Origin of the sequence: Lancefieldella parvula, assembly GCF_963547875.1 — a bacterium.
Lineage (GTDB): Bacteria > Actinomycetota > Coriobacteriia > Coriobacteriales > Atopobiaceae > Lancefieldella > Lancefieldella parvula_D.
Genome location: NZ_CAUUSI010000025.1, coordinates 1 through 11895, shown reverse-complemented (window position 1 = coordinate 11895; position 11895 = coordinate 1). Strand labels below are relative to the sequence as shown.

12 protein-coding genes are annotated in these 11895 nt (G+C 47.3%); 11 read left to right on the top strand and 1 reads right to left on the bottom strand.

The features are described 5' to 3' along the window. The 4 genes from RWJ96_RS06555 to RWJ96_RS06540 all read left to right on the top strand — a co-directional run. The coding region (locus RWJ96_RS06555) for a hypothetical protein (protein WP_314019577.1) at positions 1–344 on the top strand (344 nt) is incomplete at its 5' end. 91 nt (positions 345–435) lie between these two features. Continuing rightward, positions 436–3186: a preprotein translocase subunit SecA gene (secA, locus tag RWJ96_RS06550; protein ID WP_314019575.1), complete on the top strand. Its 2751-nt coding sequence runs from the start codon at positions 436–438 to the stop codon at positions 3184–3186. 2 nt (positions 3187–3188) lie between these two features. After that, positions 3189–4298: a peptide chain release factor 2 gene (gene prfB, locus RWJ96_RS06545; RefSeq protein ID WP_314019574.1), complete on the top strand. Its 1110-nt coding sequence runs from the start codon at positions 3189–3191 to the stop codon at positions 4296–4298. Position 4299: 1 nt separating this feature from the next. Further along, positions 4300–5181, top strand: a complete 882-nt coding sequence (locus RWJ96_RS06540) for a YitT family protein (protein ID WP_035436475.1) — start codon at positions 4300–4302, stop codon at positions 5179–5181. Positions 5182–5351: 170 nt separating this feature from the next. On the opposite strand, the gene RWJ96_RS06535 is transcribed toward RWJ96_RS06540, so the two are convergent. Beyond that, entirely contained in the window at positions 5352–6134 is a 783-nt protein-coding gene (locus RWJ96_RS06535) for a DeoR/GlpR family DNA-binding transcription regulator (protein ID WP_313995821.1), read from the bottom strand. Between the two features lie 380 nt (positions 6135–6514). Between RWJ96_RS06535 and RWJ96_RS06530 the strand changes: the two genes are divergently transcribed. The 7 genes from RWJ96_RS06530 to RWJ96_RS06500 all read left to right on the top strand — a co-directional run bounded on the left by RWJ96_RS06530 (position 6515) and on the right by RWJ96_RS06500 (position 11760). Next, positions 6515–6970 carry a PTS sugar transporter subunit IIA gene (locus RWJ96_RS06530; RefSeq protein ID WP_314019572.1) on the top strand — a complete coding sequence of 152 codons (456 nt, stop codon included), beginning with the start codon at positions 6515–6517 and terminating at the stop codon, positions 6968–6970. Next, the gene (locus RWJ96_RS06525) at positions 6970–7269 is read left to right on the top strand and encodes a PTS sugar transporter subunit IIB (RefSeq protein ID WP_314019571.1); all 300 of its coding nucleotides are present in this window, start codon (positions 6970–6972) and stop codon (positions 7267–7269) included. The genes RWJ96_RS06530 and RWJ96_RS06525 overlap by 1 nt, the downstream gene beginning before the upstream one ends. A 162-nt stretch (positions 7270–7431) precedes the next feature. Then, entirely contained in the window at positions 7432–8739 is a 1308-nt protein-coding gene (locus RWJ96_RS06520; protein ID WP_314019570.1) for a PTS ascorbate transporter subunit IIC, read from the top strand. Between the two features lie 99 nt (positions 8740–8838). Further along, a complete protein-coding gene (locus tag RWJ96_RS06515; protein WP_314019568.1) occupies positions 8839–9438 on the top strand; it encodes a hypothetical protein in 600 nt (199 codons plus the stop codon). A 56-nt stretch (positions 9439–9494) separates the two neighbouring features. Beyond that, positions 9495–10103 carry an SIS domain-containing protein gene (locus RWJ96_RS06510; protein ID WP_035427247.1) on the top strand — a complete coding sequence of 203 codons (609 nt, stop codon included), beginning with the start codon at positions 9495–9497 and terminating at the stop codon, positions 10101–10103. A 38-nt stretch (positions 10104–10141) separates the two neighbouring features. Continuing rightward, positions 10142–11038, top strand: a complete 897-nt coding sequence (locus RWJ96_RS06505; RefSeq protein WP_314019566.1) for a dihydrodipicolinate synthase family protein — start codon at positions 10142–10144, stop codon at positions 11036–11038. Positions 11039–11109: 71 nt separating this feature from the next. Next, positions 11110–11760: a ketohydroxyglutarate aldolase gene (locus RWJ96_RS06500; RefSeq protein WP_314019565.1), complete on the top strand. Its 651-nt coding sequence runs from the start codon at positions 11110–11112 to the stop codon at positions 11758–11760. The last annotated feature ends 135 nt before the right edge of the window (positions 11761–11895 follow it).

Genomic DNA, 11895 nt, shown 5'->3' with positions numbered 1-11895 from the left:
GAGTTGCCCTGAGAGATCAATACATAGATACCATGGTAACGGCTTCGGTGGCTGCTTTGAGAATTACCCACTATACGCTTGCGGTGCATTTTGCAGAGCTCGCCTACCTTGTTGATGATATGCGAGAGGACACACTTATGGCGCTCATTCAGGCACTGAGAAAATGTGGCCGGGCGCAGGATGCGCAGCATTACTACGATTTGTACGTGCAGAAATACGTAATGAAGCGTAGAAAAATGCCGTCTAAACAGCTCAGGATGATTGCAGGTGCAGAAAAGGGAAAAGAATCAATAGAAACTAGTGGTGGAGAAATAACGAAATTGGGATTTTACGACGCCATGTAGTGTGATTCAAGCAGTTAGACGGGGTATGATATATAAGTTGAATACTGTGTCTATCAACCGAAGATAGATGCCCGACGTCAAGGAAAAAGCTATGCCTAATTTCCTCTCTAAGATTCTGTCCTTTGGCGCTGACAAGGACCTCAAAGCATATCAGCGTATTGTCGAGAAGATCAATGCGCTTGAGCCAACAATGCAGGAAATGAGCGATGAAGAGCTTCAGGCTCAGACCGAGAAGTTCAAGGCTCGTTATGCCGAAGGAGAAAGTCTAGACGATCTTCTCCCAGAGGCTTTTGCGACGGTACGTGAGGCGTCAGTAAGAACTATTGGTCAGCGTCACTTTGATGTCCAGCTCATTGGTGGTATCGCGCTGCATAAGGGCACTATCGCAGAGATGAAGACCGGTGAAGGTAAGACGCTTGTCTCCACTCTTGCTGGTTACCTTAACGCACTGAGCGGCAAAGGCGTTCACATCGTTACGGTCAATGACTACCTGGCTAAACGAGACAGTGAGTGGATGGGTACCATCTACAAGTTCTTGGGCATCAGTGTTGGCCTTCTGCAGAACGGTATGCGACTGAGCCTTAAAAAGCCTGCATATGAGGCAGATATTACCTATGGTACAAACTCAGAGTTTGGCTTTGACTACCTGCGCGACAACATGGTTACTCGCCCAGAGATGCGTGTTCAGCGTGGACACCACTACGCCATCGTCGACGAGGTTGACTCCATCCTTATCGATGAGGCTCGTACTCCTCTGATTATTTCTGGTGCTGGCACTAAATCCGCAGGTACCTATAAGGATTTTGCAAAGGCAGTTCGTGGATTAACTCCAGATGTTGACTTTGAGATGGATGAGGCAAAGCACACCATTGCAACAACAGAGATTGGTCTTGAGAAGGTCGAGCGCGCTCTCAACATTGACGATATCTACAACGATGAGACTGGCCAGCTAGTCAATCATCTTCAGCAGGCGCTGAAGGCTGAGTATATGTTCCATCGTGACCAGCAGTACGTTGTCATTGATGGCGAAGTAAAGATTGTTGATGAGTTTACTGGTCGTATCATGGAAGGCCGTCGTTATTCTGAGGGTCTTCACCAGGCAATTGAGGCAAAAGAGAACGTTCAGGTACGTGAAGAAAACCAGACTTTGGCAACTATCACCCTCCAGAACTACTTCCTCATGTACGACAAGCTCTCCGGTATGACCGGTACCGCAATGACCGAGGACGCGGAGTTCCGTGAAGTTTATCACGTTCCTGTTCAAGTTATTCCACCCAACCGTCCGGTTAAGCGTGAAGACCTCGATGACCTGGTCTATCGTACTATTGACGCTAAGTTTGAAGCTGTCGTAAGAGACGTTGAAGAGCGTCATCAGAATGGTCAGCCAGTACTTGTTGGTACCGTTTCCATTGACAACTCCGAGCGCATTTCTCGCATTCTGTCTAAACGTGGCATTAAACATAACGTTTTGAACGCTAAGTTCCATGAGCGTGAGGCACAGATTATTGCTCAGGCTGGTCGTGAGGGTGCAGTTACTATTGCAACCAACATGGCAGGTCGTGGTACCGATATTCTTTTGGGTGGCAACCCAGATGTCATGGCTGAAGATATCCTTCGTAACCAGGGAATTGAGCCAGCTGAGGCTACTCAGGAGCAAAAAGAAACTGCGCGCAAAGAAGCAAAGGAAATCTGCGCTACTGAGCGTGAGGCAGTAACCGCTGCGGGTGGTTTGTGCGTTATTGGTACCGAGCGTCATGAGAGCCGTCGTATTGACAATCAGCTTCGTGGTCGTTCTGGTCGTCAGGGAGACCCTGGTCAGACCCAGTTCTACCTTTCTCTTGAAGATGATTTGATGCGCCGCTTTGGTGGAGATCGCATGGATGGCGTTGCAGCAATGATGCAGCGCTATGAGCTTCCAGACGATATGCCAATTAAGGCAAAGATTGTTACCAAGCTTGTCGAGGGCGCCCAGCGCAAGGTTGAGGAAGTCAACTTTGCAATGCGTAAGAACGTCCTCGATTACGACGATGTTATGAACAAACAGCGTCAGGTCATTTACGCAGAGAGAAACAAGATTCTTGACGGTAAGGATCTTATGGAGCTCATCGAGACAGTCACTGCTTCTACTACTCAGCGCATTTGCGAGGAGTTCTGTTACGGAGATGCTGACGAGTGGGATCTTGAGGGTCTTGAGAAGTGGCTCACTGAACTTACTGGTAAGACTGATCTTCCAGAGTTTACCGAGGACACCAAGTTTGAGCAGCTTGAAGAAGATGTCACCGCATTTGTCCAAAAGACCTTTGACGAGAAGACCCAGAAGCTTGGTGAAGAAGTTATGCGTGAGCTTGCTGCTCAGGTAATGCTTCGCGTCATTGATACTCGTTGGATGGCATACCTCCAGGAGATGGATTACCTAAAGACCGGTATTGGTCTTCGTGGTTTTGGTCAGCGCGATCCTCTGGTTGAGTATAAGACCGAGGCATACGAGGCATTTACGCTGCTGGTAAACACCATGTACGAGGACTTCCTCCGTACTATTCTTCGCCTTGAGTTGGTTAATCGTCCACGTCAGAATACTGAGGCAGAGGCCTTCCAGAATGCTCACTATTCTGGTGGAGAAGAGACCGACGGTGATCAAAAGGCACTTAAGCAAGGCAAGAGCATGCTTAAGAATGCCGCAGCTATTGGAAAGAGTCCACAGGGAACCGGCGTCAGCCAGTCTTCTGTATCAACCTACCGTAAGTCTGACGACCCAAATCCTTACGTCAACGTTGGTCGCAATGACCCTTGCCCATGTGGAAGTGGCAAAAAGTTTAAGAACTGCCACGGCCGAAATAGGTAAGAATGGCTGATACAGAGGCTGTTTCGCTCCAAGCTTTAGCGGAGCGTCTCTCTGAGGTAGAAGGATATCTTCACCTCACTGAGAAGCGTCAGCAAATTTCAGAACTTGAGGCAGAAAGTGCTCGTCCCAATTTTTGGGACGACGCTGAAGCTGCGCAAAAAATAATGACTCAACTAGCATCACTTCGCGATGATGTTGCTGGTATTGATAGAGCTAAAGAGAAACTCGGTGATGCTGAGGCCGCTTTTGAGCTTGGAACAGAGCTTGGAGACCAAGCATCACTCGACGAATCTCAAGCGCTTGCGACATCTCTTGAAAAAGACTTGTCGGAGCTTGAGCTTTCAAGCTGGTTTACTGATGAACTTGATCATGGTGATGCAATTGTTACTATTAAGCCTGGTCAGGGAGGCCTTGAGGCTCAAGACTGGTGCGAGATGCTTTTTCGCATGTATCTCAAATATTGCGATCGCCGTGGTTGGAAAGTTGATATCAACGACGCTCCTGTTGCGGAGGTTATCGGCCTTGACCGCGCAACCTTTACGGTAAGTGGCAAAAATGCTTACGGTATGCTTCGTGCAGAGCAAGGTGTGCATCGTCTGGTAAGAATTTCTCCTACTGACGATAAGAAACGCAGGCAGACGTCATTTGCTGGTGTAGAAGTTTTACCCGTTCTTCCTGAAGATATTGAAGTTGCTATTGACCCCAATGACCTGCGTATTGATGTCTATCATGCATCTGGTCCAGGAGGCCAGGGAGTTAACACTACAGACTCGGCAGTTCGTATTACACATATTCCAACAGGAACGGTAGTAACCTGCCAAAACGAACGCAGCCAGCTTCAGAACAAAGCTGCGGCAATGAATATCTTGCGCAGTCGTTTGTATGAGATTGAAAAGGAGAAACGCGAAGCTGAGCTGGATGAGCTTCGCGGTCCAAAGAGAGAAATCTCGTTTGGCAATCAAATTAGGAGTTATGTTCTTTATCCTTATCAGCTCATTAAGGACTTAAGAACAGGTACAGAAACAGGAAACGTAGAGTCCGTTCTTTCAGACGGCGATCTTGATCAGTTCATCATTGCGTACCATCGCTGGGTTGTTGGCGGAAAGGATTAGTGTGCAAAAATCTACTTGGCAAAAGACCTTTAAAGATTCGTTCTTTATCGTCCTTGGCTGTGCAATTTTTGCAGTTGGCCTTGATGTATTTGAAGTTCCTAACGGACTTGCGGCTGGTGGTATTACTGGTTTTGCAACGATTATTAGAGCTGTTGCATTGCCTTTTGGTTTTGATTTGCCAGTTGGTATGCAAACAATCGCTATGAATATCATTTTGATGGCTTTTGTTGCAAAAAGCGGCAACAAAAAATACTTGCTCAAGAGCGTTGTAGGCTTCTTAATTTCTAGTATTTTTGTTGATTTATTTGCACCTTTTTTACCAGCTCTTGGCGCCAATGATCTTATGCTTGCTGCTCTGTGGGGCAGTATTATCTGTGGTTTTGGTCTTGGCCTTGTATTTAGAGCGGGTGGAAATACTGGCGGTACAGACATCATTGCTCAGGCGGTTTCCAAGCGCTTTGGTATTCCATCAGGTACCGCAATCATTATTGTAGATATTCTCATTATTATTGCAGCTATTCCGGTCTTCTCGCTAGAAAACGGTCTGTATTCTACCTTGGCAATCTTTGTCACAGGAAAAATGATTGACTTTGTCATCGACGGACCAAGATCTGAGCGCTGCGTTTACATTATTTCCTCTGAGCACGATGCAATCGCTCACGAGATTCTCTATAACCTTAATCGTGGCTGCACGGAGCTTCAGGCGCGCGGACTGTGGAGTGGTGCGCACAAGCCTGTTTTGATGTGCGTTCTTGGTCGTACGGAGGTTGTTCAGCTGAAAGTTATCGTTTCTGAGATTGACTCCGATGCACTGGTATTTGTTTCAGAGGTCCACGAGGCAATTGGCGAAGGCTTTAAGTCGTTTGAGGCTTTGGAAAGCTAATCGTTGTTTGGCCAGCAAGCTGCTCGACAGATGGTCCTGTTGAACTTCGGTGGGTGCGTGTAGTCGGATGCGATTAAACACAATTGCACGTAAAAAATTTTGCGACGTAAGAAGGCGACCTGTAAAAGGTCGCCTTCTGTGTTCGCTTAATAAATGATGAAGCGTAAGTCTTACTTAGCAGGAAGAATAGAAGGAGTGACGCAGACAACATCCTTAAGTCCTGCGGCTTTGAGCTCTTGGATCTGCTCGTCAGTTGCACCTGTATCAGTAATCAGAAGGTCAATATCCTCTGCAGAACCAAACTGGAAGTTAGAAGTGGTGCCCAGCTTAGAAGAATCTGCGACAACATAGTGCTTTCTAGAGCGCTTGAGCATCTGAGCGTTAATTGCTGGCTCAGGAGACGTTGCTGAAGTAAGACCAAATTCTCCCGAGAAACCCGTGCAGCCCAAGAAGCATTTAGCAGCAGTAATGTGCTGGATGCACTCAAGAGCGGTATCACCAGTCATGGAAGCGCGTGGAGGACGGATGTCACCACCAGTAAGGATGATAGAAAGATCGTGGATGTCCTCAAGCAACAGTGCCTTGCCGTTGTTTGTAACAACGGTTACGTCGTGAGCATCAATCCACTCAAGCATCCCAAGAGCAACGGAGCTGGTGTTGATGAAGATGCAATCGCCATCCTCAACGTAGCGAGCAGCCTCGCGGGCAATTGCTTTGTTAGAGCGAATCTGCCTTGAGCCAGAAGGACGACCATAAGGATTAAGCAGGGTAGCAATGCCATACTGACGAGTCAGGATGCCGCGTTTCTCAAGAAAGTCCAGGTCACGTCTGATAGTCAAAGAAGAGACCTCAAAGTGATCAGCAAGCTCTAAAACACTTGCTTGTCCCTCTTTTTCTAGCAGCTCAGTAATTGCCTCGCGACGTGAATCTACGTAAGCCTTACTCCTTTTCATAAATGCCCTCCCTTTATGAGCAACATTTTTTCTTTGAATGTTCATTCATCAATAAAATAGAACATCAGAAGAAGGATATCAAGATATTTCGGAAAATAATAGTGTAAATATATATGAATGTTTTAGATTATAAAAAATTTAACATATAAACTTTACATGGGATAATAGAAGGCGCATCAATTACGTTCATAAAAACATGAACATTTGTATAGATACTTGGACAAAAGATACGCTGAAAAAATATGAACAACTTTGATTACTGTTTGAGTAAAATTGATTGAAGTTAAGAACGTTTCATGGCATATTATCAAGTTATTAAGACTTGTCATGAGGCGGCTTTGGGCCAATGTGTCTCATTAAGAGAAAGGCAAGGTGGTGCTGTGTTAAGTGATCTCCTTACCGAAGACCTGGTGCAGCTCAATGTTGCAGCTTCTAACTGGGAAGATGCAATTAGAAAGTCTGCGCAACCACTCGTCGATAACAAAAAAGTAACTGAGGGCTATGTTGATGACATCATTAAAGGTGTCAACGAACTTGGCCCTTATATTGTTATTACCGAGCATGTTGCCCTTCCACACGCACGTCCTGAGTCCGGCGCACTTGAGCCTGCAGTAGGCATTACCGTGCTTAAGGATTCCGTTGCGTTTGGTAGCAAAGACAACGATCCAGTTAAGTTCCTTTTCCCACTTGCTGCAAAAGATAGTGAAGGCCACCTTAGTGCCCTTCAGTCTCTTGTTGAATTGCTGAGCGATCCGGATTTCTTTGCTCAGCTTGAAAAAGCTCAGTCACCAAAAGATGTTGTGGACCTTGTCCACGCAAAGGAAGGTAGGTTGTAATGGCTGATAAGAAGTTCCACGCACTGGTTTGCTGCCGTGCAGGTATGGGTTCTTCCATGATGCTCAAGATCAAGATTGACCAGGTCATCAAAGAGAATGATCTTCCAATCGAGACTGAGCACGGTAATCTGGATTCCCTGATTGGTTTCAATGGCGATTTTGTTATCACCATGTCTGACCTCACCGATGAGCTCAACGCTGACGATCGCGTTCCTTCTGCAGTTGGTATTACCAACATTGTCGACAAGGTAGAGATGAAGGAAAAGCTCACCGCTTGGCTCGCAGAGCACAACGCATAAGCTCCCCTTTGTATCTTTTTGGCGGGAGCTTCTCGTCATACGCAACATGAGTTGCCTTCGGCGAGAAGCTCTCGCCAAACCTTTGACAAGAGGTACTTGTCACTTGATTTAGAGAACTTATCTGAGTAGGTTCGTCGGTTTATTTGCTGAAAGGGATTACGCATGCTCAATGCAATTCTCATGCAGCTCAGAGACACAGCCGTCATCATGGGCATTATTGCTCTTGTCGGCCTCTTGCTGCAGAAGAAGTCCGCTGTGGACGTCTTCTCCGGAACTGTGAAGACCATTATTGGCTTCATGATCTTCAACATTGGTTCTAGCGCTATGTCCGCTCAGGTTAACATCTTCAGCGACATGTTTAGTCGTGCATTCGCTGTTAAGGGCGTTGTAACCCAGGTTGAGGTCGCAACTGCTCTTGCACTGAATACCTATGGTACTGAGGTTGCTCTTGTAATGGTCCTTGGCTTCATCATGAACCTTGTGTTTGCCAAGATTACCCCATTCAAGTCCGTCTTCTTGACTGGTCAGCACTTCCTGTACTTCTCCTGCGTACTCGCACTGGTCTTCATTGCTCTTGGTCTCCCAATGTGGGTCACCATTGTTCTTGGTGGTGTCATCCTCGGCTTCTGCGGCGCTGCGCTACCTTCGTTGTGCCAGCCATTCGTAAACAAGCTTGTTGGTGGAGATTCCATCGCAATCGGCCACTTCAACTGCATCGGTTATGCATTCTCCGGTTACGTTGGAAAGCTCTTTGCTAAGAAGAACGAGGAGGAGGGCGAGAAGGAAGCTAAGGAGCTTCCAGAGTTCTTCAAGCTCTTCAAGGACTTTGTCTTCTCCGTTGCTCTCTTCATGATTGTTCTGTTCTACGTTGTTACTATTGCATGCCTTGTCACCGGTCACTTTGGCGACACCCTTGCAAACAACAAGCCATTCACCAGCTACTTTGGTAACGATACGTGGTGGATTTGGCCATTCCTTGCTGGTCTTCAGTTTGCTGCTGGTATGTCCGTTCTTGTTTACGGCGTCCGTCAGTTCATTGCTGAGATTACCGCTGCATTTGTCGGCATCTCCGAGAAGCTCATTCCAGATGCACGTCCTGCAGTCGACTGCCCTGCAATCTTCCCATTTGCACCAAACGCTGTCATCATCGGCTTCATTGGCTCCTTCCTTGGCGGCCTTGTTGCAATGGCACTTATGGTTGCATTCCACAGCCCAACCATCATGATTCCTGCAGCAGGCATCTGCTTCTTCTCTGGTGGTACTTGCGGCGTTTGTGGTTATGCTTACGGTGGATGGCGCGGTGCTCTTCTTGGCTCCTTCCTGGTTGGTATCTTCCTGACCGCTGGTCCTCTGATTCTCTATCCTGCATTTGCTCAGCTGGGAATTGCAGAGGCATCCTTCCCTAACGTTGACTACAACATCGTTGGTTCTATCATCTACGGCATCGGCTCACTCTTTGGTCTTGCCTAAGCCTAGATTTCTGTAGTACCTACTCAGCTCTACGGTTTCTTAGGGCGCTCGTGGAAAGCCCGCGGGCGCCCTTTTAAAAGCTTCACAACAAGGAAAAACATGGCAGACGAGAAGAACAACAAAAGTGTTACTGAGTCAGTGCTTGGCGATATGTTTGGCCTCAGCGTTGACAAACAGCCTGCTCCAGAGCTTCCCAAAGATCAGCTAGTTCTAGAAGTTCTTGAAGATAGAACTCGTTTGATGGTTCAGGGAATTCTGTACTTGCTCCTGGCGTTTGCTGCTCTTGCTCTGACATTTTTCTTTTGGGTTTACGCCAATGTAAGCGGCAATATTTTGGGTCTTGTTGGTGTTATTGCAGGACTCACCATTACGTGGTTTGCATCACGAGCCATGGGAAAACGCTTTAGTCGTTTTGCCAGCGGCATTCATGTTATTGATTTTGGACAGAAAAACGTATTTATCTTTGCAAAATCCGACAAGAGAAAAGCACTTGTCGTTCCTTATACCAAGATTAAAAGCTACAAACTCATTCGACAGGGCAAGGCGCTCCGCCTGCTTCTTGAAGGCGCTTGGGTAAGCCATCCTTCCGGATTTGAATTTGTAGACATTAACCGTCCTTTTATGGCCGCCACGCTTGATCAAATTCAAGAGCAGATTGAGCAGCTTATGGCTCAGCATAAGGTCAAAGAGACGCGTTAGCTCAGCATGTAGTAAGTGTCTTTGAGCGCTGCCTCACAGACAGATAAGGAGTTGTAATGGCAACTGAAAAAGAGCAGGTTCAGGAGTTTCTCTCCATTGTGGGAAAGTCGCTTCATCAGTATGTAGAGAGCATTGATTTTGATGCGCTTTCTGCAGCTAAAAAGCTTATTTTGGATGCAGAGGCAAAGGGCGGCCGTCTGCACGTAACCGGTATTGGTAAGCCAGGTCACGTCTCCGGTTATGCTGCATCGCTTTTCTCGTCAACTGGAACTCCAACCTACGAGCTTCACGGCACCGAGTGCGTCCATGGATCTGCTGGTCAGACTCGTCCTGGTGACGTAGTCATTGCTATTTCCAACTCCGGCGAGACAGGCGAGCTCAAGGCTACCGTTACCTGCCTCAAAAACGTTGGCGTGCACATTATTGCGCTGACCGGAAATCCTAACTCGTGGCTGGCAAACGAGGCAGAGGTTGCCCTTATTGCAGGCGTTGAGCAGGAGGGCGATTCCATGAACAAGCCTCCACGCGCCTCGATTCTGGCTGAGATTATGGAGCTCCAGTGCCTCTCTATCCTGCTTCAAAACGAGTACGGCCTTAACCCAGAGCAGTACGTTAAGTGGCATCCCGGTGGAGCTCTTGGCGCGTCCATTCGCGAGGGCAAATAACCCCAGATAAACACTGCAATACGCACAGAGGAGTTTGCATGTCAACATTTAAGGGCGTTATTGTCCCTATGGTCACGCCGTTTAACCGCGACGAAGAACAGTCTATTAACTACGAAGCAGCTGAGCAGCTTCTAGAAAAGCTTATCTCCGAGGGCGCTGACGGTATCTTTACGTTTGGTTCTAACGGTGAGTTCCACGTTTGTAATCCTGACGAGAAGATCAAGTTTTCCAAGTTTATTATCGAGAAAACCGCAGGTCGTCTTCCTGTTTATGTAGGAACCGGCGCTTGCTCAACAAAAGAGGCTCTCTACATGAGCCGTGAGGCAGAGGCAATTGGTGCAGACGCACTTTCTGTCATCAACCCTTACTTCCTGGGCATTTCTGATCAGCAGCTGGTCGAGTACTTCAAGACTGTTGCTGCAAGCGTAAAGATTCCTGTCCTTCTGTACAACATTCCTAAGGGTACCGGCAAAAACATCTCTAAAGAGGCAGTTGAGCAGCTGGTAACCATTGAAAATATCAAGGGTATTAAGGACAGTTCCGGAAACATTGATAACCTCAAGGATTATCTGGACGCTGCCGCTGGTCACGACGTAGACGTACTTGTTGGCTCTGACGGAAAGATCTCTGAGGCTCATGCTCTTGGAGCTCAGGGTACTATTGCGGGTACCGCAAACCTTATTACCAAGGTTGTCGTTGACCTCTGGAATGCTCTTGAGGCTGGAAACACCGAGGAAGCCACTCGTCTTCAGGCAGAGATTGAGCCAATTCGCGATATTCTGCACCTTGGAAGCACTCCTCAGACACTCAAACGCTCTCTTGAGCTTGCTGGATACCCTGTTGGACCTGCTCGTTTCCCAGTTACAGAGGTTGCAGAAGGTGTTGACGAGAAGATCTATGCAATGCTCGACCATTATGGAATTGCTCATAATTAAGAATCAAAAAAACGGGTTTCTCGCCAGCTCAATAGGGTAGAGCGAGATACATTTACAAGGAGATGTTGTATATGATGATGCAGAAAGCTGCTGTTTCTCAGGCACTGGTGGATACCTGTGCGTTTGCAGTTGTTCGCGTCCCAACAGTTGAGCGTGGTATTGAAATTGCTGAGGGTCTTGCAGAAGGCGGCGTTCATGCAATGGAGATTAGCTACACCCTGCCAAACGCAGGCGAGGTTATTGCTGCAATTAGAGAGCGTCTTGGCGACAAGATGATTGTTGGTGCAGGTACCGTTATGGAGCCAACAACTGCTCGTCTTGCTATTATGGCTGGCGCTCAGTTCATCGTTGCTAACTGCGGCTCTGATGAGGTTGCTCGTATGTGTAACCTGTATCAGATTCCTTACGCACCTGGTTGCACTACTATGACCGAGGCAAACCACAGTCTTGAGATGGGTGCTGCCTTTATTAAGTGCTTCCCAATTTCTAACGTCTATGGTCCTGAGCTGGTTAACCTCTTTAAGACTCCAACTCCTTGGATGCCTCTGATGGCTTCTGGCGGCATTAATCTTGACAACCTTGCTGAGTGGCTTGAGCGTGGCGTTGATTGCTGCGGCATGGGAAGTCTGCTTACTAAGGGCTCAAAAGAGGAGATTGCCGCTAACGCAGCTAAGGTACGTGCCATCATTGATGAGACACGTGCAAAGATGCAGACTGCGTAAGTAACGCTTTTCTTGCGATTGTTAGACCGCTTTTTCTGAAATGAACTACCTCCCATTTCTTGGACACGAGAAATGGGAGTCAGTTCAAAACACACCTAAGTCGGATAATCTGTTAAAAAGACGTATACATTACGC